Origin of the sequence: Streptomyces sp. NPDC028635, from assembly GCF_040637635.1 — a bacterium.
Classification (GTDB): domain Bacteria; phylum Actinomycetota; class Actinomycetes; order Streptomycetales; family Streptomycetaceae; genus Streptomyces.
This window is the reverse complement of the sequence record NZ_JBEZWX010000013.1, coordinates 87,693-113,759: the sequence shown is the minus strand read 5'-3', so window position 1 is coordinate 113,759 and position 26,067 is coordinate 87,693. Positions and strand designations below refer to the sequence as shown.

Annotated in this window: 25 protein-coding genes; 15 read left to right on the top strand and 10 right to left on the bottom strand. The window is 72.4% G+C overall.

The features are described 5' to 3' along the window. Positions 1-39: 39 nt before the first annotated feature. Positions 40-1,014, top strand: coding sequence for an ABC transporter ATP-binding protein (locus tag AB0E88_RS16945; protein WP_361630731.1), 975 nt, complete (start codon positions 40-42; stop codon positions 1,012-1,014). After that, positions 1,001-1,915 carry an ABC transporter permease gene (locus AB0E88_RS16940; protein ID WP_361630728.1) on the top strand — a complete coding sequence of 305 codons (915 nt, stop codon included), beginning with the start codon at positions 1,001-1,003 and terminating at the stop codon, positions 1,913-1,915. Before AB0E88_RS16945 ends, AB0E88_RS16940 begins: the two co-directional genes overlap by 14 nt. A gap of 4 nt (positions 1,916-1,919) precedes the next feature. Here the strand turns inward: AB0E88_RS16940 and AB0E88_RS16935 are convergent, their stop codons facing one another. Further along, positions 1,920-2,504, bottom strand: a complete 585-nt coding sequence (locus AB0E88_RS16935; RefSeq protein WP_361630725.1) for an NAD(P)H-dependent oxidoreductase — start codon at positions 2,502-2,504, stop codon at positions 1,920-1,922. A gap of 263 nt (positions 2,505-2,767) precedes the next feature. Here AB0E88_RS16935 and AB0E88_RS16930 point away from each other — a divergent pair, with 263 nt between their 5' ends. Continuing rightward, positions 2,768-4,087, top strand: a complete 1,320-nt coding sequence (locus AB0E88_RS16930) for a tetratricopeptide repeat protein (RefSeq protein ID WP_361630722.1) — start codon at positions 2,768-2,770, stop codon at positions 4,085-4,087. An 18-nt stretch (positions 4,088-4,105) separates the two neighbouring features. On the opposite strand, the gene AB0E88_RS16925 is transcribed toward AB0E88_RS16930, so the two are convergent. Next, on the bottom strand, positions 4,106-5,053 hold the full coding sequence (locus AB0E88_RS16925) for a M28 family metallopeptidase (RefSeq protein ID WP_361630719.1): 948 nt from the start codon (positions 5,051-5,053) through the stop codon (positions 4,106-4,108). A gap of 135 nt (positions 5,054-5,188) precedes the next feature. Continuing rightward, a complete protein-coding gene (locus AB0E88_RS16920) occupies positions 5,189-5,656 on the bottom strand; it encodes a VOC family protein (protein WP_361630716.1) in 468 nt (155 codons plus the stop codon). 96 nt (positions 5,657-5,752) lie between these two features. Here AB0E88_RS16920 and AB0E88_RS16915 point away from each other — a divergent pair, with 96 nt between their 5' ends. Next, positions 5,753-6,328 carry a CGNR zinc finger domain-containing protein gene (locus AB0E88_RS16915; RefSeq protein WP_361630938.1) on the top strand — a complete coding sequence of 192 codons (576 nt, stop codon included), beginning with the start codon at positions 5,753-5,755 and terminating at the stop codon, positions 6,326-6,328. A gap of 22 nt (positions 6,329-6,350) precedes the next feature. Here the strand turns inward: AB0E88_RS16915 and rarD are convergent, their stop codons facing one another. Together rarD and AB0E88_RS16905 are read right to left on the bottom strand one after the other, a co-directional pair. After that, on the bottom strand, positions 6,351-7,403 hold the full coding sequence (gene rarD / locus AB0E88_RS16910) for an EamA family transporter RarD (RefSeq protein ID WP_361630713.1): 1,053 nt from the start codon (positions 7,401-7,403) through the stop codon (positions 6,351-6,353). A 129-nt stretch (positions 7,404-7,532) separates the two neighbouring features. Then, positions 7,533-8,387 (bottom strand): SDR family oxidoreductase, encoded by an 855-nt coding sequence (locus AB0E88_RS16905; protein ID WP_361630710.1) that lies wholly within the window; start codon positions 8,385-8,387, stop codon positions 7,533-7,535. Positions 8,388-8,490: 103 nt separating this feature from the next. Between AB0E88_RS16905 and AB0E88_RS16900 the strand changes: the two genes are divergently transcribed. Next, positions 8,491-8,919, top strand: coding sequence for a helix-turn-helix domain-containing protein (locus tag AB0E88_RS16900; protein ID WP_361630707.1), 429 nt, complete (start codon positions 8,491-8,493; stop codon positions 8,917-8,919). A 13-nt stretch (positions 8,920-8,932) separates the two neighbouring features. Here the strand turns inward: AB0E88_RS16900 and AB0E88_RS16895 are convergent, their stop codons facing one another. The 5 genes from AB0E88_RS16895 to AB0E88_RS16875 form a co-directional block, all read right to left on the bottom strand. Continuing rightward, positions 8,933-9,991 (bottom strand): 2-oxoacid:ferredoxin oxidoreductase subunit beta, encoded by a 1,059-nt coding sequence (locus AB0E88_RS16895; protein ID WP_361630704.1) that lies wholly within the window; start codon positions 9,989-9,991, stop codon positions 8,933-8,935. Next, positions 9,984-11,912, bottom strand: coding sequence for a 2-oxoacid:acceptor oxidoreductase subunit alpha (locus AB0E88_RS16890; RefSeq protein WP_361630701.1), 1,929 nt, complete (start codon positions 11,910-11,912; stop codon positions 9,984-9,986). Before AB0E88_RS16890 ends, AB0E88_RS16895 begins: the two co-directional genes overlap by 8 nt. Before the next feature lie 207 nt (positions 11,913-12,119). Next, positions 12,120-12,791, bottom strand: a complete 672-nt coding sequence (locus AB0E88_RS16885) for a response regulator transcription factor (RefSeq protein WP_361630698.1) — start codon at positions 12,789-12,791, stop codon at positions 12,120-12,122. Positions 12,792-12,920: 129 nt separating this feature from the next. Continuing rightward, complete coding sequence (locus AB0E88_RS16880) at positions 12,921-14,258, bottom strand: sensor domain-containing protein (protein WP_361630695.1); 1,338 nt, start codon at positions 14,256-14,258, stop codon at positions 12,921-12,923. Positions 14,259-14,401: 143 nt separating this feature from the next. Beyond that, positions 14,402-15,598 (bottom strand): sensor domain-containing protein, encoded by a 1,197-nt coding sequence (locus AB0E88_RS16875; RefSeq protein WP_361630690.1) that lies wholly within the window; start codon positions 15,596-15,598, stop codon positions 14,402-14,404. A gap of 244 nt (positions 15,599-15,842) precedes the next feature. Between AB0E88_RS16875 and AB0E88_RS16870 the strand changes: the two genes are divergently transcribed. From AB0E88_RS16870 to AB0E88_RS16825, 10 genes are read left to right on the top strand one after another with little or no spacing between them, the layout of a single operon-like run. Further along, positions 15,843-16,229, top strand: a complete 387-nt coding sequence (locus AB0E88_RS16870; protein ID WP_361630935.1) for an NADH-quinone oxidoreductase subunit A — start codon at positions 15,843-15,845, stop codon at positions 16,227-16,229. Beyond that, a complete protein-coding gene (locus AB0E88_RS16865) occupies positions 16,220-16,858 on the top strand; it encodes an NADH-quinone oxidoreductase subunit B family protein (protein ID WP_361630687.1) in 639 nt (212 codons plus the stop codon). The genes AB0E88_RS16870 and AB0E88_RS16865 overlap by 10 nt, the downstream gene beginning before the upstream one ends. Then, positions 16,855-18,225, top strand: coding sequence for an NADH-quinone oxidoreductase subunit C (locus AB0E88_RS16860; protein WP_361630684.1), 1,371 nt, complete (start codon positions 16,855-16,857; stop codon positions 18,223-18,225). The genes AB0E88_RS16865 and AB0E88_RS16860 overlap by 4 nt, the downstream gene beginning before the upstream one ends. After that, positions 18,222-19,190 (top strand): complex I subunit 1 family protein, encoded by a 969-nt coding sequence (locus tag AB0E88_RS16855; RefSeq protein ID WP_361630681.1) that lies wholly within the window; start codon positions 18,222-18,224, stop codon positions 19,188-19,190. Before AB0E88_RS16860 ends, AB0E88_RS16855 begins: the two co-directional genes overlap by 4 nt. Before the next feature lie 2 nt (positions 19,191-19,192). Beyond that, positions 19,193-19,738 (top strand): NADH-quinone oxidoreductase subunit I, encoded by a 546-nt coding sequence (locus tag AB0E88_RS16850; RefSeq protein ID WP_361630679.1) that lies wholly within the window; start codon positions 19,193-19,195, stop codon positions 19,736-19,738. Then, positions 19,735-20,403, top strand: a complete 669-nt coding sequence (locus AB0E88_RS16845; RefSeq protein ID WP_361630676.1) for an NADH-quinone oxidoreductase subunit J — start codon at positions 19,735-19,737, stop codon at positions 20,401-20,403. The genes AB0E88_RS16850 and AB0E88_RS16845 overlap by 4 nt, the downstream gene beginning before the upstream one ends. Continuing rightward, positions 20,403-20,792: an NADH-quinone oxidoreductase subunit NuoK gene (gene nuoK / locus AB0E88_RS16840; protein WP_361630673.1), complete on the top strand. Its 390-nt coding sequence runs from the start codon at positions 20,403-20,405 to the stop codon at positions 20,790-20,792. Before AB0E88_RS16845 ends, nuoK begins: the two co-directional genes overlap by 1 nt. Next, positions 20,789-22,783, top strand: a complete 1,995-nt coding sequence (locus AB0E88_RS16835; RefSeq protein ID WP_361630670.1) for an NADH-quinone oxidoreductase subunit L — start codon at positions 20,789-20,791, stop codon at positions 22,781-22,783. Before nuoK ends, AB0E88_RS16835 begins: the two co-directional genes overlap by 4 nt. Positions 22,784-22,789: 6 nt before the next feature. Next, complete coding sequence (locus AB0E88_RS16830) at positions 22,790-24,364, top strand: NADH-quinone oxidoreductase subunit M (RefSeq protein ID WP_361630667.1); 1,575 nt, start codon at positions 22,790-22,792, stop codon at positions 24,362-24,364. Continuing rightward, a complete protein-coding gene (locus tag AB0E88_RS16825) occupies positions 24,361-25,896 on the top strand; it encodes an NADH-quinone oxidoreductase subunit N (RefSeq protein ID WP_361630664.1) in 1,536 nt (511 codons plus the stop codon). Before AB0E88_RS16830 ends, AB0E88_RS16825 begins: the two co-directional genes overlap by 4 nt. The last annotated feature ends 171 nt before the right edge of the window (positions 25,897-26,067 follow it).

The following is a 26,067-nucleotide window of genomic DNA, read 5'->3' as shown; positions in this document are numbered from 1 at the left end:
GGAGACACCGCCGGCCCACGGGAGACGATCGGGGAGCCGATGGACGCAGCGCCCGCCGCGCGGGGTGAGCAGGAGCCGGAGGACGAGTACGTCATCCACACCCGCGCCCTCACCAAGCGTTACCGCGGCGGGCAGCTCGCCGTGGACGGCCTGGACCTGACCGTCCCGGCGGGCAGCGTCTTCGGCTTCCTCGGTCCGAACGGGTCGGGCAAGACCACCACCATCCGCATGCTGATGGGCCTGATCGAGCCGACCTCCGGCGCCGCGCGGGTGCTCGGGCAGCCGATGCCCCGGGCCGCCCGCTCGGTACTGCCGCAGGTGGGCGCGCTGATCGAAGGGCCCGCGCTGTACGGCTTCCTCTCCGGCCGGGACAACCTGCTGCGCTACGACGCCGCCGACCCGACCGCCGACCCGCGCACCCGGCGCACCCGCGTCGCCACGGCGCTGGAGCGGGTGGGGCTGACGGCGGCCGCCGGAAAGAAGGCGCGGGCGTACTCGCTCGGGATGAAGCAGCGGCTGGGGCTCGCCGCCGCGCTGCTCCAGCCCCGGCGCCTGCTCGTGCTGGACGAGCCGACCAACGGGCTCGACCCGCAGGGCATGCGCGAGATCCGGGCGCTCGTGCGGGAGCTGGCCTCGGACGGCACGACCGTCTTCCTCTCCTCGCACCTCCTCGACGAGATCGAGCAGGTGTGCACGCACGCCGCGGTGATGGCGCGCGGCCGGCTCGTCGTCCAGGGCGCGGTCGCCGACCTGGCGGCGCGGGCCCGCGGACGGCTGGTGGTGACGACGCCGGACGTCTCCGACGCGGCCAGGGTGCTGAAAGAACGGGGCGTCGGGGACGTCGTCGTGGCGGAGGACCGGGTGACGGGCGAGCCGCCGGAGTCGGAACCGGCCGACCTCAACGCCGCGTTGGTCGCGGCGGGGATACGAGTGCGGGGCTTCGGCGTGGAACGGGCCTCGCTGGAGGACGTGTTCGTGGCGCTGACGGGGGAGGGCTTCGATGTCGCCGGCTGACACCAGCAGCACGACCGCCGTCACCGCGGGCGGTGGCACCGCCTTTGGTCCGGCCCGTGCGGTACGGCTCCTGTGGACCCTGGGGCTCTTCCGCAGCGAACTGCTGATCACTCTGCGGCGCTGGCGCACGCTCGCGCTGCTGGGAGTGCTGGCCGCGGTGCCCGTCCTGGTCGGGATCGCCGTGCGGATCGAGACGGGGGACGGCTCGTCGTCGGGGTCCGGCGGCGGGGGACCGGCGTTCATCTCACAGGTCACCAACAACGGCCTGTTCCTCGTCTTCACCGCGCTCGCCGCGACCCTGCCGTTCTTCCTGCCGATGGCGGTCGGTGTGGTCGCGGGCGACGCCGTCGCCGGCGAGGCCGGCGCGGGCACCCTGCGCTATCTCCTGGTCGCGCCGGCCGGGCGTACGCGGCTGCTGCTCGCCAAGTACACGACGGTGATGGCCTTCTGTCTGCTCGCCACTCTCGTCGTCGCGGTGTCGGCGCTGCTGGTCGGGGCCCTGCTGTTCCCGCTCGGCGATCTGACGACCATCTCCGGCACCAGGATCGGTTTCGCGGAGGGGCTCGGCCGGGCCCTGCTGATCGCGCTGGCCGTCGCCGCGTCCCTGATCGGGCTGGCGGCGCTCGGACTGTTCGTCTCCACGCTCACCAACAGCGGTATCGCGGCGATGGCGACGACCGTGGGGCTGCTGATCACCGTGCAGATCCTGGACCAGTTCCCGCAGCTGCACGCGATACAGCCGTATCTCTTCTCGCACTACTGGCTGTCCTTCGCCGATCTGATGCGCGAACCGGTCTACTGGGACGACCTGGTGAAGAACCTCGGTCTCCAGGGCCTGTACGCCGCCGTGTTCGGTTCGGCGGCATGGGCTCGCTTCACGGCGAAGGACATCACCGTCTAGCGGCTCACGGGCGCTCGTACGGGAAGCGGGCGAGCGGTGCGTCACCGGCGAAGAAGGTCTTGGCGCGGGTCAGCGCCGCGTGGTCGGACAGCACGTCGCCCGGGCGGCTGCCGTTGCCGAGCAGGACGCCGCCGAACCGCATCCCCAGGTAGGCGGCGGAGTTGTTGAGCGTGCCGACGAGCGGGTCGGCGACCTCTTGCTCCGGGTGGGCGAGGGCGGTCACGCCCCACAGGGTGCGCCCGGCCATCCGGGACTTGAAGTCCAGGCCGGGGGTGCGCAGCCAGCCCGACCAGTGGTCCAGATAGCGCTTGGTGTGGGCGGAGACCGAGTACCAGTACAGCGGGGACGCGATCACCAGGTCCGTCGCGGCGAGCGTGGCGTCCAGCAGCAGTGCGGTGTTGTCCCCGCTGGGCCTCACGTGGTCGCTGTCGTGGCGCAGGTCGGTGAAGTCGGGCAGCGGGTGCTCCGCGAGGCTGATCCACTCCTGCTCCACGTCCTCGGGGAGCTGCTCGGCGGCCTTGCGGGCGAGCAGTTCGGTGTTGCCGTCGTCGCGGCTGCTGCCCAGCACGAACAGGAAACGGCGGGTCATGGCATCCCCCTGGTACTCGGTTACGGTGATCAGAGGCGTCAACGTTGCATGCACGCGCATTTAATCCCGGTGGGCTCGGGGAGCCGGGCCGGAAGTCGGGACGAGTCTGTGACGGGGTGGTGACCCGCGCGCGGGGCAGGAGGAGCGAGACTCGACAGTGCGTGTTCACACGGGTTGTGCGGCCCGGAACACCATGGGAAACGCATGTGCCGTCCGCCGGCTCGCCGTCGAGTCCGAATGACGCATCGGGAGTGAGGGAAGCGATGACTCGACTCAGCCGCGTGAAGACGCTGGAGGTCCGTGTCGCGGTGGACGGCTCGGTCGCGGATGAGGCAGGCCGCGCGGTGGCCCGGGCCGCTGCCTGGGTCGCGGGTGTGCCGCTGCCGGTGGGGCCCGGTGAGGAGGCTCAGGACGCCGTCCTCGCCCATCTGCACCGCCTGGCCCGCGCCGGCGGCCACTCCGTCCTCGCCACGATCCACGACGAACGTCTCGGCTACGTCGTCCCCCTGCGCGTGGACCCGGACGGCTCCAGCCACCTGACCTCGCAGCCGCAGCCGCAGCCGCAGCCGCAGCCGCAGCCGCAGCGGCAGGGGCAGGGGCAACCGCAGGCGCCCCGGACGGTCCCGCTGCGGGCGGTTCCCGAGCCGCAGCGGGACGGGACCGCCCCCGGCGCGGTCACCGTGCCCCAGGGAGTCTTCGGCCCGCCGCCCGAGATGTCCCGGCCCGGCACGCCTCCGGCCGCCACGCAGCCCGCGCCCGCCATATCCGCCGTTGCTCCGCAGGTCTCCACCGCCCCGGCCCCGGATGCCGCCCCGGCCCCGGAAGCCACCCCGGCCGCGGGACTCGCCCCGGCCCCGGAAGCCACCGCGGCACCAGAACAGGCCCCGGCACCGGAACACGCCCCGGCCCTCGAAGTCACCCCGGCCCCGGAACCCACCCCGGCCCCGGAACCCACCCCGGCCCCGGAACCCGCATCCACCCCGCCCCCCGCACCCACCTCCGACCCCTACACCTACATCGCCCTGGCCGAAGCCGCTGCCGAGGCGAAGCCGACGCCCGCCCGTGGGTTCGACGCCATCGCCGAGGCCGTACTGGAGGACGTGCCGTCCGCCGAGGGCGGTGCCGCGTCGGCGCTGCCGGCCGGGCGGGTCGCCCGGGTGAACGAGGCAGTGCGGGCCGGGCGGACGGATGTCGCGGCGGAACTGGCCGAGGAGACCGTGGCCGAGGCCGCGGCCACGCTGGGGCCGGAGCACCCGGAGGTGCTCCGGCTGCGCGAACTCACCGCCTACATCGCCTACCTGGCCGGCGAACCGGAGCGCGCCTTCCGGGTCTCCCTCGACCTGGCCGGCATCCACCGCAGGAAGCGGGACGCGGAGGCCGCGTACGGCAATGTGCAGAGCGCCGCCACCGCGTGGCGGGCGGTGCGCGATCCGCGGCAGGGCCTGAGCCTGGGCGGCGAGCTGATCGCCCTGTGGGCCGCACTCGCCGCCGAGAAGGGCCCCGCCGCCGATGACGCCGAGGAGCTGCGGTCGGCCCGGGCCCGCATGGACCGCCTCACCGCCCGCGCCGCCGACGCCGGCTGACGCGCACTCAGGAGGGCGTCACGAGGACAGCGTCCACACCGCGTACGCGATGGCGTCGCTGTTGCGGTCCAGTGCCGTGTCGTTGATGTTGGCCGTCGTGTCGCACGACGAGTGGTAGCAGCGGTCGAAGGCCTGTCCGGCGGTGCCGCCCCACTTGGCGGCCTGGGCCGACGTCTTGATGTAGTCGGCGCCGCTGAACAGTCCGCCCACCGGCACGCCGGCGTTCTTGAAGGGCGCGTGGTCGGAGCGGCCGTCTCCCTCGGTCTCGGGCTCGGTGGGGATGCCGAGCCCGGCGTAGTAGTCCTTGAAGGTCTTCTCGAGGGCCGGGTCGTCGTCGTAGACGAAGTACCCGGGGTTCGGTGAGCCGATCATGTCGAAGTTCAGATAGCCGGTGATGCGGGCGCGGTCGGCCGAGGACAGCCTGCCGACGTAGTAGCGCGAGCCGACCATGCCCAGCTCCTCCGCGCCCCACCAGGCGAAGCGCAGGTGCTTGGCGGGGTGGTAGCCGGTCCGCGCCACGGCGAGCGCGGTCTCCAGGATCGCCGCGGAGCCGGAGCCGTTGTCGTCGATGCCGGGTCCGGCGGTCACGCTGTCGAGGTGGGCGCCGGTCATGAGGACCTGGCCCGTGTCGCCGCCGGGCCAGTCGGCGATCAGGTTGTAGCCGATGCGGCCGGAAGAGGTGAACTGCTGGACGGTGGTGGTGAACCCGGCCGCGTCCAGCTTGGCCTTCACATGGTCGAGGGACGCCTTGTAGCCGGCGCGGCCGTGTGCCCGGTTGCCGCCGTTGGCGGTCGCGATGGACTGCAGCTGGGCGAGGTGTGCCTTGACGGCCGCGACGGGGATGTCGGGAGCGGCGGCGGCCGCGGTGGGGGCGGGCGCCGCCCCGGCTATGGAGCCGGTGGCGATCAGGGTGGCGCCGGCGACGACGGCGGCGGCCGTCGCCCGCGCGGAAACGGAGAGCTTCATGTGGGGGGCTCCGAATTCCTTGAGGAATGGGGTGCCCGATGGTGAGGCCGGACCTGACGCTCCGTCAAGAGCACAATCCGGGCACTGCCGTTCGCATACCGGATCATTCACCGGACCCGCGCGGGAGCCCCACGCTCAGTGCACGCAGAACTCGTTGCCCTCCGGATCCGCCATCACCACCCACTGCCCGCTCGGCTCCTTCACCTCCCGCAGCACGCTCGCGCCGAGCCCCTTCAGCCGCTCCACCTCGCCCGCGCGCCGCCCCTCGCCCGGGTGCAGGTCGAGATGGAGCCGGTTCTTCACGGTCTTCGGCTCCGGCACCCGCTGGAACAGCAGCCGCCGCCCCAGCCCGGTGCCGCTGTGCGGGTCGTACGGGTCCTGCGGATGCCGTACGGCGACCAGGTCGCGGAAGGCGGGGCGGCCGTGGTACTCCACGGTGGCCGTGCCCGGCAGTGCGCCGGCGGCGAGCAGCTGCTCGATGAGCGCGGCGTTGTCCTCCACCGCGTAGTGCAGCGCGGCGGCCCAGAAGTCGGCCTGCGCGTGGGGATCGGCGGCGTCGATGACGATCTTGAAGTGCACCGGAGCCGGTGCCGTCGTGGTCATGTAACCAGTAATAATGGTTACATGAGTGAGCGGGCAACGGAATCGCCGGGACCGCCGGGGCTTTCCGCCCGGCCGAGCGGCCCCACCGGGCTGGTCCTGCACACGCACGACGGCCGGCCCTACCGCTTCGATCCCGGCGCGCTGTGCCTGGAGCTGCTCACGACCGGTGGGCCGGGTGCCTTCGCCCGGTACGAGACGCTGCACACCCCCGCCGACCTGGTCGCCTGGGCCGGGCGCAGCCGACTCCCGCAGGGGCTCGACCTGCGCGTCACGGATGCCGAGCTGGCCCGGGTCCGCGACGTACGCGACGCGCTCTTCCTGCTCACCGCCGACCGCGCGCACGGACGCCCGTTGCGTGCGGATCTGGTGGCGAGGCTCAACGAGGCGGCCGCGCGGCCGTCCCTGGTGTCCCGGCTCGCGCCGGACGGCACGCGGGGGTGGGCGCCGGGCGCGAGCGGCGCGCAGCTGCTGTCCACGGTCGCCCGCGACGCGATCGACCTGTTCAGCGGCCCGTACGCGGACCGTGTCCGCGAGTGCGGCGCCCACGACTGCTACCTGCTCTTCGTCGACACCTCCCGCCCGGGCCGCCGCCGCTGGTGCGCGATGGAACACTGCGGCAACCGCGAGAAGGTCCGCGCCCACCGCGCCCGCGCCCAGGATTCGGCCGGCTAGGCGCCGCCGCCGCGCAGCCGGACTACGCCTCCACGCGAGGCGTCGCCGGTGTCCCGGTGGTGGGGGTGGCGGCCGGAGTCGGGGACTCGATGGCCGGAAGCCCGGCCGCCGCGGGATCGGCCGCTGCCGCCTCGGCCGCCGCGGGTTCGGTCGCCGCCGCCGCGAGGGGCGTCCGGAGGCGGGCGGTGCGGCGGGCCGTGCGGAGGCTGTCGGCGGTGAGGAGGATCAGGGCCAGCCAGACGAGGGCGAAGCCGGCCCAGCGCTCGGGCGGCATGGCCTCGTGGAAGTAGAGCACTCCGCACAGGAACTGGAAGACCGGGGCGAGGTACTGCAGCAGCCCCAGCGTGGACAGCGGCACGCGGATCGCGGCGGCGCCGAAGCAGACCAGCGGTATCGCGGTGACCACGCCGGTGGAGGCGAGCAGCGCGGTGTGGCCCGGGCCCTCGCCGGTGAACGTCGAGTGCCCCTGCGCGGTCAGCCACAGCAGATAGCCGAGCGCGGGCACGAACTGGATCGCGGTCTCGGCGGCCAGCGACTCCACGCCGCCGAGGTTCACCTTCTTCTTCATCAGGCCGTAGGTGGCGAAGGAGAAGGCGAGGATCAGGGAGATCCACGGCGGGCGGCCGTAGCCGACGGTCAGGACGATCACCGAGGCCAGGCCCACGCCGACGGCGGCCCACTGAGCGGGTCGCAGCCGCTCCTTCAGCAGCAGCACACCCATGGCGATGGTGACGAGCGGGTTGATGAAGTAACCGAGGGACGCCTCGACGACATGGCCGCTGTTCACGGCCCAGATGTAGACGCCCCAGTTGATGCTGATGACGCCCGCGGCGACCGCGACGAGGGCCAGCCGGCGCGGTTGGCGCAGCAGCTCGCCGGCCCACCGCCAACGCCGCATGACGAGCAGCACCGCGGCGACGACGACGAAGGACCACATCATCCGGTGGGCAAGCACCTCGCCGGCCCCGGCGGGCTCCAGCAGGGGGAAGAAGAGCGGGAACAGCCCCCACATCCCATACGCAGCGAAGCCGTTCAGCAGACCTACGCGCTGCTCACCCTTCGACGTCCCGCCCACGGGCTCCTCCTTCGCCTCCGCACATGCCTCCACGAAGGTAGCGCCGCGCCGCCCGCGCTGTCATGTCCGTATCGCCATACGGTCATGACAGTGCGGGCGGGTGAGACGTTCGGCCCTGCTGCCGGCCGCTCAGCCCTTCAGCGCGGCGGCGATCGCCTCGGCGAGCGGGGTGGTCGGGCGGCCGGTCAGCCGGGACAGGTCGCCGGAGGTGACCTCCAGCTCGCCCTTCTCGATGGAGACGTCCACGCCGGCGAAGACCGCGGCGAGCGGCTCGGGCAGCCCGGCGCCGGTCAGGATGCCGGTGAGCGCCTCCGGGGTGACCGGGTTGTAGACGATCTCCTCACCGGTCTGCCGGCTCAGCTCGGCCGCGTACTCGGCGAAGCTCCAGGAGGTGTCACCGCCCAGTTCGTACGTCTGGTTCTCGTGTCCCTCGCCGGTCAGCACGGCGACGGCGGCGGCCGCGTAGTCGGCGCGCGAGGCCGAGGACACGCGGCCCTTGCCCGCCGCCGCGACGACGGCGCGGTGCTCCAGGGCCGGCGCCAGGTTCTCCGTGTAGTTCTCGTGGTACCAGCCGTTGCGCAGCAGCACGTAGGGCAGACCCGAGGCGAGCAGCGCCTCCTCGGTGGCCCGGTGGTCGTCGGCGAGCGCGGCGGTGAGGCTGCCCGGAGCGCTGGTGTAGGCCAGCAGGGCGACGCCCGCGGCCTTGGCGGCGTCGATGACGACCCGGTGCTGGCCGGTCCGGCCCTTGTCGAACTCGTTGCCGGAGATCAGCAGCACCTTGTCGCCGGCGGCGAAGAGACCGTCGAAGGTCTCCGGGGCGTTGTAGTCGGCGACCGCGAGGCGTACGCCCCGTTCGGCGAGGCCGGCGGCCTTCTCCGGGCTGCGCACGACGGCGGTGACCTGGTCGGCCGGGACCTTCTCCAGCAACTGCTCCACGACGTGACGGCCGAGATGTCCGGTGGCTCCGGTGACGACGATGCTCATGTCCGCGATCTCCTCGGGGGGTGTGACTTCTCCGTTGACTGACACCCACCCTAAGGATGGCGCTAACTTTATGAAAGTACCCACTTTGAAGTAAGGTACTGGCATGACAGTAAGTGCAGAGGGTTCCGGCGCCGAGGCGATGTGCCCCTACCGGCTCGTCCTGGAGCACGTCACCAGCCGGTGGGGCGTGCTCGTCCTGATCGCGCTGCTGGAGCGCTCCTACCGGTTCAGCGAGCTGCGCCGCGAGGTGGGCCGCGTCGGCCGGGCGGTCAGCGAGAAGATGCTCACCCAGACCCTGCAGACGCTGGAGCGCGACGGTCTGGTCCACCGCGACGCCAAGCCGGTCATCCCGCCCCGCGTCGACTACTCCCTGACCGAACTGGGCCGGGAGGCCGCCGGGCAGGTCCGCGCCCTCACCCAGTGGACGGAGCGGCGCATGCCCGACGTGGAGCGGGCCCGCAGCGCGTACGACGACGCCCGGGCCGTACGCGACGAAGCCCGGGACGTGTCCTCGTCGTCCCGGGCCTCGTGAGGGGAGGGCGTCGTCAGCCGACGACCGTCCATGTGTCGCCGCCGGCGAGGAGCGCGGCGAGGTCGCCCTTGCCGCGCTGTTCCACCGCGGTGTCGAGCTGGTCGGCCATGAGGGTGTCGTAGACCGGCCGCTCGACGGAGCGGAACACGCCGATCGGGGTGTGGTGCAGGGTGTCCGGGTCGGCGAGCCGGGACAGCGCGAACGCCGTGGTCGGGGAGGCGGCGTGAGCGTCGTGGACGAGGACGTCGCCCTCGTTCTCGGCCGTCACGTCCACCACCCGCAGATCACCGGTGCGCGCGTCCCGTACGACCCCGCGGCCGCCGTCGGTGCCGAAACGGATGGGCTGCCCGTGCTCCAGGCGGATCAGGGCCTCGGCGGCCTGCTGCTGGTCCTTCAGGGCGTCGAAGGCGCCGTCGTTGAAGATGTTGCAGTTCTGGTAGATCTCGATCAGCGCGGTGCCCGGGTGGGCGGCCGCCTGCCGCAGGACCTCGGTGAGGTGCTTGCGGTCGGAGTCGATGGTGCGCGCGACGAAGGACGCCTCCGCGCCGAGCGCCAGCGACACCGGGTTGAAGGGGGCGTCCAGGGAGCCCATCGGCGTCGACTTGGTGATCTTGCCGAGTTCGGACGTCGGGCTGTACTGGCCCTTGGTCAGACCGTAGATCCGGTTGTTGAACAGCAGGATCTTGAGGTTGACGTTGCGGCGCAGGGCATGGATGAGGTGGTTGCCGCCGATGGACAGGGCGTCACCGTCGCCGGTCACCACCCACACCGACAGATCCCGGCGCGAGGCCGCCAGACCGGTCGCGATGGCCGGGGCGCGGCCGTGGATGGAGTGCATCCCGTAGGTGTTCATGTAGTACGGGAAGCGGGAGGAGCAGCCGATGCCGGAGACGAAGACGATGTTCTCGCGGGCCAGGCCCAGCTCGGGCATGAAGCCCTGCACCGCCGCCAGGATCGCGTAGTCACCGCAGCCCGGGCACCAGCGCACCTCCTGGTCCGACTTGAAGTCCTTCATCGTCTGCTTGGCCTCGGCCTTGGGGACCAGCTGAAGCAGCGTGTCGGCGTCAGTCATGGATGGCCTCCTTCAGCGCCGCGGCGAGCCTCTCCGCCTTGAACGGCATGCCGTTGACCTGGGTGTGGGAGCGGGCGTCGACGAGGTACTTCGCCCGGATCAGGGTGGCGAGCTGGCCGAGGTTCATCTCGGGGATCACGACCTTGTCGTAAGCCTTCAGGACCTCGCCGAGGTTGCGCGGGAAGGGGTTGAGGTGACGCAGGTGCGCCTGCGCGATCGCCTCCCCGGCCGTCCGCAGCCGCCGTACCGCCGCCGTGATCGGTCCGTAGGTCGATCCCCAGCCGAGCACCAGCGTGCGCGCCTGCTGCGGGTCGTCGACCTCCAGGTCCGGGACCTCGATGCCGTCGACCTTGGCCTGCCGGGTGCGGACCATGAAGTCGTGGTTGGCCGGGTCGTAGGAGATGTTCCCGGAACCGTCCTGTTTCTCGATGCCGCCGATCCGGTGCTCGAGACCCGGCGTGCCCGGCACCGCCCACGGCCGGGCCAGGGTGTGCGGGTCGCGCTTGTACGGCCAGAAGACCTCGGTGCCGTCGTCCAGGGTGTGGTTCGGGCCCTGCGCGAACTGCACCCGCAGGTCCGGCAGGTCGTCCACCTCGGGGATGCGCCAGGGCTCACTGCCGTTGGCGAGGTAGCCGTCCGAGAGCAGGAACACCGGGGTGCGGTAGAGCAGCGCGATCCGCGCGGCCTCCAGCGCGGCGTCGAAGCAGTCCGCCGGGGTCTTCGGCGCGACGACCGGCACCGGCGCCTCGCCGTTGCGGCCGTACATCGCCTGCAGCAGGTCCGCCTGCTCGGTCTTGGTCGGCAGACCCGTGGAGGGGCCGCCGCGCTGGATGTCCACGATCAGCAGCGGCAGCTCCAGCGACACCGCGAGGCCGATCGTCTCCGACTTCAGCGCCACACCGGGGCCGGAGGTCGTGGTGACCGCCAGCGAGCCGCCGAACGCCGCGCCCAGGGCGGCGCCGATGCCGGCGATCTCGTCCTCGGCCTGGAAGGTGCGCACACCGAAGTTCTTGTGCCGGCTCAGCTCGTGCAGGATGTCCGAGGCCGGGGTGATCGGGTACGAGCCGAGGAACAGCGGCAGGTCGGCCTGGCGGGAGGCGGTGATCAGGCCGTAGGCGAGGGCCAGGTTGCCGGAGATGTTGCGGTACAGGCCGGGCGGGAACGCCGTCGCCGCCGGCGCGACCTCGTAGGAGACCGCGAAGTCCTCGGTCGTCTCACCGAAGTTCCAGCCCGCGCGGAACGCGGTGATGTTCGCCTCGGCGATCTCCGGCTTCTTCGCGAACTTCGTGCGCAGGAACTTCTCGGTGCCCTCGGTCGGGCGGTGGTACATCCACGACAGCAGCCCCAGCGCGAACATGTTCTTGCTGCGCTCGGCCTCCTTGCGGGAGAGGTCGAACTCCTTCAGCGCCTCGACCGTCAGCGTGGTCAGCGGCACCGGGTGCAGGCTGTAGCCGTCCAGCGAGCCGTCTTCCAGCGGGTTGGAGTCGTAGCCGACCTTCTGCATGGCCCGCTTGGTGAACTCGTCGGTGTTGACGATGATCTCCGCGCCGCGCGGAATGTCGCCGATGTTCGCCTTCAGGGCGGCCGGGTTCATCGCCACGAGCACGTTCGGCGCGTCGCCAGGGGTGAGGATGTCGTGGTCGGCGAAGTGCAGCTGGAAGCTGGAGACACCCGGCAGGGTGCCGGCGGGCGCGCGGATCTCGGCCGGGAAGTTCGGCAGGGTGGAGAGGTCGTTGCCGAACGACGCGGTCTCCGAGGTGAACCGGTCGCCCGTGAGCTGCATGCCGTCACCCGAGTCCCCCGCGAACCGGATGATCACCCGGTCCAGCCGGCGGACGTCCTTCCCCCCGGCCGGTCTGCGCTGCTCTCCTACGACGGTGGTGTCGGCCTGCTCCGCTGGGCTGCTGACCTGACTGGTCACTGAACTGGACCTCCCTCGAGGCGGCTGTCGGGAGCGGCCCTCCCAGGGCCTCCCAGGATCAACCCTACGTCTGTAAGGGTCGCCTTCCCTTGACTTTCCGCATGGTGGCGCTCGACCGCCCTGGCACCGCCGCGAGCCGTACCCGCCCCGTCCGGGTTCCCCGGCGGGCGCCGGTGTCCCGGCGAGGGGCTCAGGAGTTCGGATGCGTCAGGAGTTCAGATACGTCAGTACGGCGAGCACCCGGCGGTGGCCGCCCTCGCTCGGGGACAGACCGAGCTTGAGGAAGATGTTGCTGACGTGCTTCTCGACCGCGCCGTCACTGACGACGAGCTGCTTGGCGATGGCCGAATTCGTACGCCCCTCGGCCATCAGCCCGAGGACCTCCCGCTCCCTCGGAGTGAGCCCGGTGAGGACGTCCTGCTTGCGGGAGCGGCCCAGCAACTGGGCGACGACCTCGGGATCGAGGGCCGTACCGCCCTCGGCGACGCGCACCACGGCGTCCACGAACTCACGCACCTCGGCCACGCGGTCCTTGAGCAGATAGCCGACGCCGCGGCTCGAACCGGCCAGCAGCTCGGTGGCGTACCGCTCCTCGACGTATTGCGACAGCACCAGCACCCCGAGCCCCGGATGCGCCCTGCGCAGCTGTACGGCGGCCCGTACGCCCTCGTCGGTGTGGGTGGGCGGCATCCGTACGTCCGCGACGACGACGTCGGGCAGCGCGTCCTCCGCGTCCAGCTCGGCGATGGTCTTCACCAGCGCCTCGGCGTCCCCCACACCGGCGACGACGTCGTGCCCGCGGTCGGTGAGCAGCCGCGTCAGCCCTTCCCGCAGCAGCACCGAATCCTCGGCGATGACCACCCGCACTCTGACCTCCACGACGCCGTTCCCCCACGCTGCGCGACAACAGCCCAAGCATTCCATCAACGGGCGCGAAGCGCGGGCGCGGGAGGCCGGAGACGGGGGAGGGGGTCGGGTTTCGGCCGGGGCCGGGGCGTGTGCGGCGGCTCAGTGGGTGCGCCAGGGCAGTTCCGCCGTGACGCGGGTCGGTCCGCCGGGCGGGGAGTCGACGACGAGGATGCCGTCGACCGCGTCGAGGCGTTCGGCGAGGCCGGTGAGGCCGGAGCCGGGAGCGGCGGCTGCGCCACCGGTGCCGTCGTCCGTGACCTGGAGCATCAGACGGTCGTCCGCGCGCCACACATCCACCGTCGCGGACCGCGCCCCGCTGTGCTTGCCGATGTTCGTCAGCAGCTCGCAGACCGTGAAGTAGGCGATGCCCTCGATCGCGGGGACCGGTCGCGACGGCAGGTCCACCTCCACCCGCACCGGCACCGCGGACCGGGAGGCCACGGCGGACAGTGCCGCGTCCAGACCCCGGTCGGTCAGCACCGCCGGATGGATGCCGCGCGCCAGGTCCCGCAGCTCCTGCAGCGCCGTCTTCACCTCGCCGTGCGCCTCGTCCACCATCCGCGCGGCCGCCCGCGGGTCCTCCCGCAGCTTCTCCTTCGCCAGCCCCAGGTCCATCGCCAGGTTGACCAGCCGGGCCTGCGCCCCGTCGTGCAGATCGCGCTCGATGCGCCGCAGGTCCGCCGCCGCCGTGTCCACGACCACCCCGCGGTCCGACTCCAGCTCCACCACCCGCGCCCCCAGCCGCGACGGGCCGAGCAGCCCGTGCACCAGCAGCCGGTCCACCGTCGTCAGCGCCCGCACGATCCACGGCGTGGCCATCGTGAACAGCGCCCCCACCAGCACCGTCACGGTGATCTCGAACGGGTTGTCGAGGTAGATCCGGTGGTGCTCGTCGCCGTACAGCTGCAGGCCGCCCTGGCCGGCGTACATCGGGAAGACCCAGAACCACAGCGGGTAGGTCAGCATCGCCCAGCCGTACGCCCAGAACGCCACCGCCACGCAGAAGGAGAGCACCGCCCACGGGAACTGCAGCACGGCGTACAGCAGATGCCGCCAGCTCGCGCCGCTCTTGAGGACCGCGCCGATCCAGCCCATGAGGCCGTTCCTGCGGGCCCGCAGCGGCTCCGGGTCGGCCACGTCCAGGCCGAGCAGCCCACGCGCCCGCGCCCGCTCCAGCGCGCCGAAGCCGCGGCAGCCGGCGAGCGCCGCGGCCAGCACCGGGACGCCGAGGAACGTCACCAGCAGGCCGGCCCCGAGCGAGACCATCGTGACCGCGAAGACGAACAGCACGATCCCGATCGGCAGGCCCAGCAGCACATACCCCAGCTCGCGCCAGGTGCGGCCCTCGAACGGCGCCCGCAGCGCCGCGGGCATCCGGTGCCGGCCGGAGCCGTCGTCGTACCCCGACCCGTAGCGCTCCTGATACTGCATGGCCATCGGTGTCCGTCCGTTTCTGCTCGTGGCCGCCGTCCGGCCGCACGCCCTGTCACCTCGTCCAGCCTGCTGCGCCGCAGGTCCGCGGACCATGGAGGCCGTCGGCGTCTTGGACGGGGGGTTTTCCCCACCCCGGGCCCCCTGGGTCAGGAGGCGGCGTCCTGCGCACGGTCGCGCCACGGCAGCTCCGCCGTGACCGTCGTCGGGCCGCCCGGCGGCGAGTCGACGACGAACAGGCCGTCCACGGCGTCCAGCCGCTCCGCGAGCCCCCGCATCCCGCTCCCGCGCTCCGATGACGCGCCGCCCCGCCCGTCGTCCCACACCTGGATCAGCAGCCGGTCGCCGGACCGCCACACCTCCACCGTGGCCGACCGCGCACCGCTGTGCTTGCTGATGTTCTGCAGCAGCTCGGACACCGTGAAGTAGGCGATGCCCTCGATCGCTGCGGCGGGCCGCGAGGACAGCTCGGCGGTCACCTTCACCGGCACCGTGCACCGCGACGCCACGGACGACAGCGCCGCGTCCAGACCGCGGTCGGTCAGCACCGCCGGATGGATGCCGCGGGCCAGATCGCGCAGTTCCTGCAGCGCCAGCTTCACCTCGCCGTGCGCCTCGTCGACCATCGCCGCCACCTGCTCGTCGGCCTGGCCCTCCAGGAGTTTCTCCTTCGCCAGACCGAGCCCCATGGCCAGGTTCACCAGCCGGGCCTGCGCCCCGTCGTGCAGGTCGCGCTCGATGCGCCGCAGATCGGCCGCCGCCGTGTCCACGACCACCCCGCGGTCCGACTCCAGCTCCGCGATTCGGCGCTCCAGCTCGTCGGACGGCGACAGCAGCCCGCGCACCATCGCCCGGTCCACGTTGCTCATCCCGCGCGCCAGGAACGGCAGCACCGGCCACAGCACGAACAGGGAGGTGAGCGTCACGACGAAGGTGACGATGCCCCACGGCAGCCGGACCAGGTCGTACAGCGCGGTCCGCCAGGCCACCGAGTCCTTCAGCACCATCCACATCCGGCCGAGGACACCGTCCGCGCGGTGCAGCGGCAGCCGGCTCGGCTCCTCGACCCGCACCCCCAGCAGCGCCCGCGCCCGGGCCCGTTCGAACCGGCCCAGCAGCCGCGCGCCCATCAGGGCCAGCGCCAGCAGCGGGAAACCGATCACGGTGATCGTCAGCGTGCCGCTCACCAGCAGCACGGTCATGACGTAGACGAAGCCGATCAGCGCCAGCGGAAGGTTCGCCAGGAGATGGGCGATCTCCTTCCAGGTGTGCGCGTCGTAGGCCAGGCGGGCCGGTGGCGGACGGTCGTCGTCGGCCGGCCGGCGGGCGGGGTCGGTTGCGGTCATATGGGCTAGCGTGCCGCGCGCCGCCGCGCCGCGCCATGAGGTCGCCCGGCCTCGCCCCGGTGGGGAAAACCCCACCCCCGCCCCAGCCTGCCCCCCGGCCACGCGTCTCAAGGTGTGACGGGCTGCTTACCGCCTCTTTATCAGGGCCTAGACTCCCGTGCGTACAGATCGTCGAACACTCCTCGACGGTCGTCGAGAGCCGAGAAACGCGAAGCCAGGGAGCGAGGAGACGGACGTGCGGGATATGACCGTCGTCGTCGCGGCGGACTACTTCCACTCCTATTCGGTCGTGGGACTGCTCGCCGTCGTCGGCGTGCTCTTCGTCGCCGTCGCCTTCGGGGCCGGCCGCCTGCTGCGGCCCGTCGTGCCCACGCCCGAGAAACTCCTGACGTACGAGTGCGGCGTGGACCCCGTCGGCGAGGGCTGGGCGCACACCCAGGTCCGCTACTACGTCTACGCGTTCCTGTACGTCATCTTCGCCGTCGACTCGATCTTCCTCTTCCCCTGGGCGACGGTCTTCGCCGCGCCCGGCTACGGCGCGGCCACCCTGGTGGAGATGTTCATCTTCCTCGGCTTCCTCGCCGTGGGCCTGCTCTACGCGTACAAGAAGGGCGTCCTGGCATGGACGTGAACCCGGCTGTTCCGGAGCCCGCTGTTCCACAGATTGCCGTCCCGGAACCCGTGCCGCTTCCCGAGCCGAAGAGGCTGGGCGCGCTTGCCCGCCTGGCCCCCGAGCCGATGAAGGTGGTCCTGAACTGGGGCCGCCGCTACTCGCTGTGGGTCTTCAACTTCGGGCTGGCCTGCTGCGCGATCGAGTTCATCGCCGCGTCGATGTCCCGCCACGACTTCATCCGGCTCGGCGTCATCCCGTTCGCGCCGGGACCGCGCCAGGCCGACCTGATGGTCGTCTCGGGCACGGTCACCGACAAGATGGCCCCGGCGGTCAAGCGCCTGTACGAGCAGATGCCCGAGCCGAAGTACGTCGTCTCCTTCGGCGCCTGCTCCAACTGCGGCGGCCCGTACTGGGACTCCTACTCCGTCACCAAGGGCGTCGACCAGATCATCCCCGTCGACGTGTACGTCCCCGGCTGCCCGCCGCGGCCCGAGGCGCTGCTCCAGGGCATCCTCAAGCTCCAGGAGAAGATCGCCCGCGAGTCGCTCGGCGAGCGCTACGGCCACGGCGCGTCCCGCCCGTCGCCGGCGGCGCTGCAGAGCGGCCTGGTGCAGCCGCCGCGGCCCGCGCGGGAGGAGGACCGATGAGCGCCGGCACGGTCGCCTGGCTGCCCGCCGACACCGAGGAGCTCTTCGGTACGGCGGCGACGGCCGAGGAGTCGTACGACGTCCTGACCGTCGACGTCCCGCCGGAGTCCTGGCTGGCGGCGCTGACGACGGCCCGCGACCGGCTGGGCTGCACCTACTTCGACTGGCTGAGCGCGGTCGACGAGCCCGGCGTCGGCTTCCGCGTCGCCGCGCACGTGGCGGCGCTGGGCCCGGTGCGGCGCCTGCTGGTGCGCACGACCGTGCCGCACGAGGCGCCGGTGCTGCCGTCGGCGGTGTCGGTCTACGCGGGCGCGGCCTGGCACGAACGCGAGACGCACGAGATGTTCGGCGTCGGCTTCGAGGACCACCCGAACCTCGACCACCTGCTGCTTCCCGACACCTTCGAGGGTCACCCGCTGCGCAAGGACTTCGTCCTGGCCGCGCGGGTCGCCAAGGCCTGGCCCGGCGCCAAGGAACCGGGGGAGTCCGAGCACGGCGGCCCCAAGCGCCGCCAGATGCTGCCGCCGGGCGTCCCCGACCCCAACGAGTGGGGCCCGCTCAAGGGCCAGCTCCCGCCCGCCCCGGCCCGCCCGTCCCGCGCGGCGGGCGCGGGCCGCGCCGCGGGCGCCGGGCGTGCCGCGGCGGGGGACCGCCCGGCGCGCCGCACGCGCACGGCGTCGGAGGGCTCGGCGAGCCAGGCCGCGGCGGGTGCTGCGGAGGCTGCGGGCACCGAGGTGCCGGAGGCCTCGTCGGCAGCCGCTGCCCGGCCGCGCCGGACGCGCACGGCGTCGGAGGGCTCGGCGAGCCAGGCCGCGGCGCGCTCGGTGGAGGAGGACAGTGACGACGCCGTCGCCGGGCAGGCGGACGCGGCGACGCGCAAGCAGGACGCGACCGAGGGCGACGCTTCCCGGGCGGCGGCCGAGGGCCCGGCCGCCGAGGCTTCGGTGGCGCATGAGCCCGGCCCGGCACCGGCCCGCCCGCGCCGGGCACGCAGTGCCGCGCAGGGCTCGGCCTCCCAGCAGGCCGAGGCCGCCCAGCCCGCGGAGCCGACGGCACCGGAAAAACCCGCCCGCCGCAGCTCGGACGCCCCGTGGCACCACGCCCGCCCGGCCTTCGACGACACCCAGCCGGAGCCGGAGCCGGAGCCGGAGCCGCAGCCGGAGCCGGAGCAGGAGAGCGGGCCTGGGCCGGAGTCCCGGCCCGAGCCGGAGTCCCGGCCCGAGCCGGAGTTGGCGACCGAGCCCGAGTCGGCGAGCGAGCCGACCGGCGACGACGCCCAGGCCCCCCAGAACTCCCAGGCTCCCCAGAACCCGCAGAACCCCCCGAGTCCCCGAGACCCCCACGACCCCGCAGGAGGCCCGCAGTGAACGGCGCGCTCGACGTCGCCCTGCGACTCGTGGTCGTCTTCGTCGTCTTCCTCACCTTCCCCCTCATCGTGGGCCAGACCGAACACAAGGTCATGGCCCACATGCAGGGCCGCCTCGGCCCGATGTACGCCGGTGGTTTCCACGGCTGGGCGCAGCTGATCGCCGACGGTGTGAAGTTCGCGCAGAAGGAAGACGTCGTCCCCGCGGGCGCCGACCGCCGTATCTTCCAGCTCGCGCCCGCCGTAGCCCTGCTGCCGTACCTGCTCGTGCTGCTCGCCATCCCGATCGGCCCGGGCGAGGGCGCGGTCGGCCAGGTCCTGGACGCCGGTGTCTTCTTCGTCCTCGCCGTCATGGGCGTCGGCGTGCTCGGCTCCCTCATGGCCGGCTGGGCCAGCGCGAACAAGTTCTCCCTGCTCGGCGGTCTGCGCACCGCCGCCCAGCTCCTGGCCTACGAACTTCCGATGCTGCTCACCGCCGCCTCCGTGGCCATGGCGGCCGGCACGGTGTCCCTCCCCGGCATCCTCGACGCGTTCGAGTGGTGGTGGCTGCCCTGGCAGATCGTCGGCGCGATCGTCTTCTTCGTCGCCGGTCTCGCCGAGCTCCAGCGGCCGCCGTTCGACATGCCCGTCGCCGACTCGGAGATCATCTTCGGCGCGTACACCGAGTACACCGGCCTGCGTTTCGCCCTGTTCCTGCTCGCCGAGTACGCCGGGATCATCGTCCTGTGCGGCCTGACCACCGTCCTCTTCCTCGGCGGCTGGCACGGCCCGTGGGGCGCCGACGGTCTGGGCTGGGTGTGGACCCTGCTGAAGACCGCCGTCCTCGCCTTCATCGTGATCTGGCTGCGCGTCACCTACCCCCGGCTGCGCGAGGACCAGCTCCAGAAGCTCTCCTGGACCCTCCTGGTCCCCCTCTCCCTCGCCCAGATCGCCCTCACCGGCATCGTCAAGGTGGTGATCCAGTAGCTATGGCGATTCCCGGCAGCGGCCTGGCCAAGGGCCTGGCCGTCACCCTCCGCACGATGACGAAGAAGCACGTCACCGCGCAGTACCCGGACGTCCAGCCCGACCTCCCGCCCCGTACCCGCGGCGTGATCGGCCTGTTCGAGGAGAACTGCACGGTCTGCATGCTCTGCGCCCGCGAGTGCCCCGACTGGTGCATCTACATCGACTCCCACAAGGAGACGGTCCCCGCGGCCACCCCCGGCGGCCGCGAGCGCAGCCGCAACGTCCTCGACCGGTTCGCGATCGACTTCTCCCTGTGCATGTACTGCGGTATCTGCATCGAGGTGTGTCCTTTCGACGCGCTGTTCTGGTCCCCGGAGTTCGAGTACGCCGAGACCGACATCCGCGAACTCACCCACGAGCGCGACAAGCTGCGCGAGTGGATGTGGACCGTGCCGGCCCCGCCCGCCCTCGACCCGGGCGCCGAGGAGCCGAAGGAGCTGTCGGCCGCCCGCAAGAGCGCCGAGAAGCTGGCCGCCGCCCGCGACGAGGAGGAGGGAACGTCGTGACTCTCGCCGCCGTACCGGCCGTGACCGCCGCCGCCCCTCACGGTTTCCTCTCCCCGACCGGCGTGGAGATCGCCTTCGTCCTGGTCGGCCTGTTCACCTTCGGCGCCGCCCTCGTCACCGTCACCACCCGGCAGCTGGTGCACGCCGCCCTGTGGCTCGTCGTCACCCTCGGCGGTCTCGCCGTCGAGTACCTGCTGCTGACGGCCGAGTTCATCGCCTGGGTGCAGGTCCTGATCTACGTCGGTTCCGTCGTCGTCCTCCTGCTGTTCGGTCTGATGCTCACCAGGGCCCCCATCGGCCGCTCCCCGGACGCCGACTCCGGCAACCGGTGGGCCGCCCTGACCGTGGCGCTCGCCGCCGCGGCCGCCCTGGTCTGGGTGGTCGTCGACGCCTTCCGCACCACCTGGATCGACCTGGACGGCCCCGCCGCCGGCTCCACCGCGGTCACCGGCGCCAGTCTGTTCCAGAACTGGGTGCTGCCCTTCGAAGCCCTCTCCGTCCTCCTCCTCGCCGCACTCGTCGGCGCGATCGTCCTGTCCCGCAAGGCGAAGGCGGAGGCGGCGACGCAGGCCGGCACCGCTGCCTCCCGCGCCACGGCCGCCGGGACACCGGCCGGACCGAACGCCGCCGAAGCCCCCTCCGCCGCCGGGAAGGAAGGCGCCTGATGCACCTCGCCTATCCCGCCGTCCTCTCCGCCCTCCTCTTCTGCGCCGGTCTGTACGGCGTCCTCGTGCGCCGCAACGCGATCCTGGTGCTGATGTCGGTCGAGCTGATGCTCAACGCCGTCAACCTGAACCTGGTCGCCTTCGACGTGTGGCTGAACAAGGCCGCCGTGGAGACCCTGCACTCGGGTCAGGCCCTGACCCTGTTCACCATCGCCATCGCCGCCGCCGAGATCGGCATCGGCCTGGCGATCGTCCTGGCCGTCCACCGCAACCGCGGCACCTCCGACATCGACCGGCTCCGCGACACCGCCGAGGGCCCCGAGCCCGACGGCTCCCGCGGCGACGCCCTCACGGCCGACACGACCGAGAAGGCTGAGGCCACCGCGTGACCACGACCACTCTCGCCGTCCTCGTCCCCCTCCTGCCGTTCTTCGGCGCCGCCGCCGGTCTGCTGCTCGGCCGCACCGCTCCCGGTTTCGTCCGCCCGCTCGCGATCCTGCCGACCCTCGCCGCCCTGGCGCTGGCCGTCGCCGTCGCCGCGGACCAGGGCGGGGGCGCCGCGATCGACGCCGCCACCGAGCTGACCCCGACCGGCTCGGTGCCGATCGAGCTGGCGCTGCACATCGACGGCTTCGCCGCGCTCGTCGCCGTCCTCGTCGGTGTCGTCGCGACGTGCGTCCAGATCTACTCCACGGGCTATCTGCGCGACGACCCGCGCTACCCGTCGTACGCCGCCCTGGTCTCGCTGTTCACCTCCGCGATGCTGCTGGTCGTCTACTCCGGCGATCTGATCGTGCTGCTCGTGGGCTGGGAGGTCATGGGCATCTGCTCGTACTTCCTGGTCGGCCACTACTGGGAGACCCCCGAGGCGCGCGCCGCGTCGATCAAGGCCTTCCTGGTCACCAAGCTCGGCGACGTCCCCTTCCTGATCGGCCTGTTCGTCCTCGCCGGCGACACCGGCTCCTTCCGGATCACCCGGATCCTCGGGGCGGTCGCGCACGGCGGCCTGGACCACCCCACTCTGATCGCCCTGCTGCTCCTGGCCGGCGTGGCGGGCAAGTCGGCGCAGTTCCCGCTGCACACCTGGCTCCCCGACGCGATGGCGGGCCCCACACCCGTCTCCGCGCTGATCCACGCCGCGACGATGGTCGCCGCCGGTGTCTACTTCGTCGCCCGTCTCCTCCCGGTCTTCGAGGCATCCCAGGCCGCGATGGTCACCCTCGCCGTCATGGCCGCCGTGACGATGGCCGGCTCCGGCCTCGCCGCGCTCGCCCAGGACGACATCAAGCGCGTCCTCGCCTACTCGACGATCGGCCAGCTCGGCTACATGACCGGCGCCCTCGCCGTCGGCGACCGCGGCGCCGCCGTCTTCCACCTCCTGTCCCACGGCGCCTTCAAGGCGCTGCTGTTCCTGGCCGCCGGCGCGGTCATCCACGCCGCCGGCACCAACTCGCTCGCCGCCATGTCCCGGATGGGCCACCTGCGCGACCGCGTCCCGGACGCCTACTGGACGATGACCGTGGCGCTCCTCGCGCTCGCCGCGATCCCGCCGTTCAGCGGCTTCTTCTCCAAGGAGACGGTCCTCGGCGCCGCCGAGCACGTGGCCACCGGCCACACCGCGCACGCTCCTGGCGCGGCCGGCTGGATCGTCCTCGTCGCCGGCCTGGTCACCGCCCTGCTGACCGCCGCGTACGCGATGCGGCTGTGGCTGTTGGCCTTCCGCGGCCACGGCACCGACGCCCCGGACCACGGCCGCCAGCCGCTGACCATGACCGTCGTGCTGTGGGTGCTCGCCGTGCCCTCCCTCGCGCTCGGCGGGCTCGCCTACCGGCTGCTGCCCGACTGGTTCGACGGCCGGTCGCTGGCTCCGGCCCTGACGACCTCCGTCATCGGGACCGGCGTGGCCCTGGCCGGCGGCGTCGTCACCTATGCCGCATGGCGCCACACCACCGCACGTGCCGCCCGGGTCCCGCTCGGCGCGGTCGCCGCCCATCCCGAGGGCGACGCCGCTCTGGTCGAGGCCGAGGCCATCGCCACCCACGAGCCGGCCTACGGGGACATCGCGTACGCCCCCGACCCGGCCGACCCCGGACGCCTGCTGCTCGGCCCGCTGCACCGCCCGGCGGCCGCCGGCTTCCACCTGGACGCCGTGTACGACGCGCTGTTCGTGCGGCCCGTGCAGGCCGGGGCGAGCCTCGTGCGGTTCCTCGACCGCGAGGTCGTCGACACCTACGTCCGTGGGGCGGGTGCTCTTCCCCGCTGGCTCGGGGCCGCCGTGCGGCGCGCCCAGACCGGCAATGTGCAGACCTATGTGAGCGCGCTGCTCGCCGGCACCGTCGTCCTCGCGGTCGCCGCCGTCCTCGTCGCTACGGGAGCGTGAGCAGGCGTGATCGATATCAGCGAGTCCGTGATGCAGTTCCTTCTGGCGTTCGTCGTCGTCGGCCCGCTCCTCGGCGCCGTCGCCGCTCTCCTGCCGGCCCCGCCCGGGCTGAAGGGGAAGTCCCCGGAGCAGGCCGTGCTCCGCCACGGCGTGACCGTGACCGGCGTGGTCCTCGTCGCCGCGATCGCCCTGGCGCTCGGCTTCGACCACGACCACCCGTCGAAGATGCAGGCCAGTACCGACATCAGCTGGATCCCCGCACTCGACGTGCGCATCCACCTCGGCATCGACGGCATCTCCCTCCCCCTTGTGGTCCTGACCGCGCTGCTGACCTTCCTCAGCGCCCTGTACAGCTACTTCAAGATGCCCCAGGGCCCGTCCCCGAAGGCCTTCGTCGCCCTGATCCTGGTCCTGGAGTCCGGCACCCTCGCCACCTTCGCCGTCCTCGACCTGATCCTGTTCTTCCTCGCCTTCGAGATGGTCCTGATCCCCATGTACTTCCTCATCGCCCGCTGGGGCGGCGAGGGCCGGGCCGCGGCGGCGTGGAAGTTCATCCTGTACACGCTGCTCGGCTCCGTGGTCATGCTGCTCGGCCTGCTCCTGATCGGTCTGCGGGCGGGCACGTTCGACATGGTGGCACTGGCCACTGACAACGGCCGGTCGCTGACCACGTCCGTGCAGGTCATCGCCGTACTGGCGATCGGGATCGGGCTCGCCGTGAAGACCCCGATGTGGCCGCTGCACAGCTGGCTGCCCGACGCGCACACCGCCGCGCCGACCGTCGGCTCGGTCCTGCTGGCCGGTGTCCTGCTGAAGATGGGTACGTACGGGTTCGTCCGGATCCTGCTGCCGATCGCCCCGGACGGCATGCGCACCTTCGCGCCCTACCTCGCCGCCCTCGCCGTCGTCGGGATCGTCTACGGATCCCTGGCCTGCCTGGCCCTCGCCAAGCGCGGCGCGAAGGGCGACCTCAAGCGGCTGATCGCGTACTCCTCCGTCGGCCACATGGGCTTCGTCCTGCTCGGCATCGCCACGATGTCCCCGACCGGCGTCAACGGCGCCCTGTTCGCGAACATCGCCCACGGCCTCATCACCGGCCTGCTGTTCTTCCTGGTCGGCGGGGTGAAGGACCGCACCGGCACCACCGACCTCGACACCCTCGCCGAGCAGACCGGCGCGGCGCTGTACGGCAGGGCCCCGCGCCTCGGTGGACTGCTCGCCTTCGGCGCGGTCGCCTCGCTCGGCCTGCCGGGCCTGGCCGGGTTCTGGGGCGAGATGCTGGCCCTGTTCGGCGCGTTCAAGCCCGCCGCCGACCTCAGCCGTGCCGCCTTCCTCACCTTCATGGCCATCGGCGCGTTCGGCACCCTGCTCACGGCCGCGTACATGCTCGCGGTGGTGCGCCGTGTCTGCATGGGTGCCGTCCCCCAGGACACCCCGAAGCTCGCCGACGTCCATACGTACGAGTTCGCGGCCTGGACCCCGCTCGTCGTCCTCACCGTCGTCGCGGGCCTGTGGCCCAAGGCCCTGCTCGGACTGACCGACCCGGCCGTGCAGCAGCTCCTCGCAGGAGGCACCCGATGAGCTCCCCGGCCCAGCCGCTCGCCCAGCCGCTCGCAGAATCCCTCGTCCAGTCCGTCGACTGGCTCGCGATCGCGCCGCCCACCCTGACGGCCGTCGTCGGCCTGGCCGTCCTCGTCGCCGACCTGTTCGTGCCGGACGCCAAGAAGGCCGTCCTCGGCTGGATCTCGGTGGCCGGACTCGCCGCCTCCGCCGTCCTGCTGCTGCCGCTCCTCGACGGCGACCGGACCACCTTCTGCCTGCCCACGCGTCAGGACGCGTGCAGCTACACGGCGGACCGCTTCACCCTCGTCATCCAGCTGCTCGTCCTCGGCGGCGCCCTGCTGGCCGCCCTGCTGTCGGTCACCGCCCTCAAGGACGCCCGCAAGGACATGCCGGAGGGCGAGTACTGGTTCCTGCTGCTGTCCTCCGCCGCCGGCGCCGCCCTGCTGCCCGCCTCCCGTGACCTCGCCACGCTCATCGTCGCCCTCGAGGTCGCCTCCCTGCCCGCCTTCGCTCTCGTCGGCCTGCGCCACGGCGACAAGCGGTCCTCCGAGGCGGCCCTGAAGTTCTTCCTGTCCTCGGTGACGGCCACCGCCGTCAGCCTCATGGGCGTCAGCTTCCTGTACGCCACGACCGGCACCCTCTACCTCACCCAGATCGCCGACCGCATCCAGCACGTCGACGGCCAGTTCCAGACCCTCGCCCAGACGGGTGTCGTCCTCACCCTCGTCGGCTTCGCCTTCAAGACCGCGGCCGTCCCCTTCCACTTCTGGGTGCCCGACACCTACGTCGGCGCGCCGCTGCCGATCGCCGCCTATCTGTCGGTCGTCGGCAAGGCCGTCGGCTTCTCCGGCCTGATCCTCGTCACCGTCGTCGCCCTCCCGTCGTACGCCGACGCCTGGGGTCCGGCGCTCGCCGTGCTCGCCGCCCTCACCATGACCGTCGGCAACGTCGGCGCCCTGCGCCAGCAGGCCACGCGCGCGTACAGCGCCGTCCGGCTGCTCGCCTGGTCCTCCGTCGGCCAGGCCGGCTACCTGCTGGTGCCGATCGCCGCCGCGGCCTCCACGGACGACCCCGCGCACTCGATCGGCTCCACGGTCGCCTACGCCCTGATGTACGGCGCGGTCAACCTCGGCGCGTTCGCGGTGGCCGCGCTGGTGGGCCGTACGAAGCTGCTCAACCGCGTCGCGGACTACCGCGGCCTGTACGCCGCCAACCCGCTCACCGCCCTGCTGCTGGCCTTCTTCCTGCTCTGCCTGGCCGGCCTGCCGCCGGGCATCATCGGCCTGTTCGCCAAGGTCACCGTCTTCTCCGCGGCCGTCGACGCCGGCCTCGGCTGGCTCGCGGTGATCATGGCGGTCAACGTGGTGATCGCGCTGTTCTACTACCTGCAGTGGACGGCCCTGCTGTTCCGCGCCCCCGACGGCGAGACCGCCCGGCACCGCCTCCCGGCCCCGCTCACCGCGGCGCTCGCCCTCACCGCGGTCGTCGCCGTCGCGCTGTCCGGCGCACCGCAGCTGGTCCTGCACTTCGCGGACACGGCGCTCTTCTGACGGTGCCGCGGGGGCCCTCACCCGAGTGGCGCAGGGGCCCCCGCGATCGCCGGGGAACTGGCGGCCCTCGCCTGGCGTTGACCAGAGCGGGAGGGTCCACTGGACGTGACACCACGACCTCAGTGGGTACCGCAGATCAGCAAGGCAAAGGGTTCCCCTGCCGCACCACTT

Excerpts from the sequence above, each read along its gene's own strand:
- AB0E88_RS16945 (WP_361630731.1), top strand. The coding sequence starts at position 40 with ATGGACGCAGCGCCCGCCGCGCGGGGTGAGCAGGAGCCGGAGGACGAG.
- AB0E88_RS16940 (WP_361630728.1), top strand. The coding sequence starts at position 1,001 with ATGTCGCCGGCTGACACCAGCAGCACGACCGCCGTCACCGCGGGCGGT.
- AB0E88_RS16935 (WP_361630725.1), bottom strand. The coding sequence starts at position 2,504 with ATGACCCGCCGTTTCCTGTTCGTGCTGGGCAGCAGCCGCGACGACGGC.
- AB0E88_RS16930 (WP_361630722.1), top strand. The coding sequence starts at position 2,768 with ATGACTCGACTCAGCCGCGTGAAGACGCTGGAGGTCCGTGTCGCGGTG.
- AB0E88_RS16925 (WP_361630719.1), bottom strand. The coding sequence starts at position 5,053 with ATGAAGCTCTCCGTTTCCGCGCGGGCGACGGCCGCCGCCGTCGTCGCC.
- AB0E88_RS16920 (WP_361630716.1), bottom strand. The coding sequence starts at position 5,656 with ATGACCACGACGGCACCGGCTCCGGTGCACTTCAAGATCGTCATCGAC.
- AB0E88_RS16905 (WP_361630710.1), bottom strand. The coding sequence starts at position 8,387 with ATGAGCATCGTCGTCACCGGAGCCACCGGACATCTCGGCCGTCACGTC.
- AB0E88_RS16900 (WP_361630707.1), top strand. The coding sequence starts at position 8,491 with ATGACAGTAAGTGCAGAGGGTTCCGGCGCCGAGGCGATGTGCCCCTAC.
- AB0E88_RS16895 (WP_361630704.1), bottom strand. The coding sequence starts at position 9,991 with ATGACTGACGCCGACACGCTGCTTCAGCTGGTCCCCAAGGCCGAGGCC.
- AB0E88_RS16880 (WP_361630695.1), bottom strand. The coding sequence starts at position 14,258 with ATGGCCATGCAGTATCAGGAGCGCTACGGGTCGGGGTACGACGACGGC.
- AB0E88_RS16875 (WP_361630690.1), bottom strand. The coding sequence starts at position 15,598 with ATGACCGCAACCGACCCCGCCCGCCGGCCGGCCGACGACGACCGTCCG.
- AB0E88_RS16870 (WP_361630935.1), top strand. The coding sequence starts at position 15,843 with ATGACCGTCGTCGTCGCGGCGGACTACTTCCACTCCTATTCGGTCGTG.
- AB0E88_RS16865 (WP_361630687.1), top strand. The coding sequence starts at position 16,220 with ATGGACGTGAACCCGGCTGTTCCGGAGCCCGCTGTTCCACAGATTGCC.
- AB0E88_RS16860 (WP_361630684.1), top strand. The coding sequence starts at position 16,855 with ATGAGCGCCGGCACGGTCGCCTGGCTGCCCGCCGACACCGAGGAGCTC.
- AB0E88_RS16850 (WP_361630679.1), top strand. The coding sequence starts at position 19,193 with ATGGCGATTCCCGGCAGCGGCCTGGCCAAGGGCCTGGCCGTCACCCTC.
- nuoK (WP_361630673.1), top strand. The coding sequence starts at position 20,403 with ATGCACCTCGCCTATCCCGCCGTCCTCTCCGCCCTCCTCTTCTGCGCC.
- AB0E88_RS16825 (WP_361630664.1), top strand. The coding sequence starts at position 24,361 with ATGAGCTCCCCGGCCCAGCCGCTCGCCCAGCCGCTCGCAGAATCCCTC.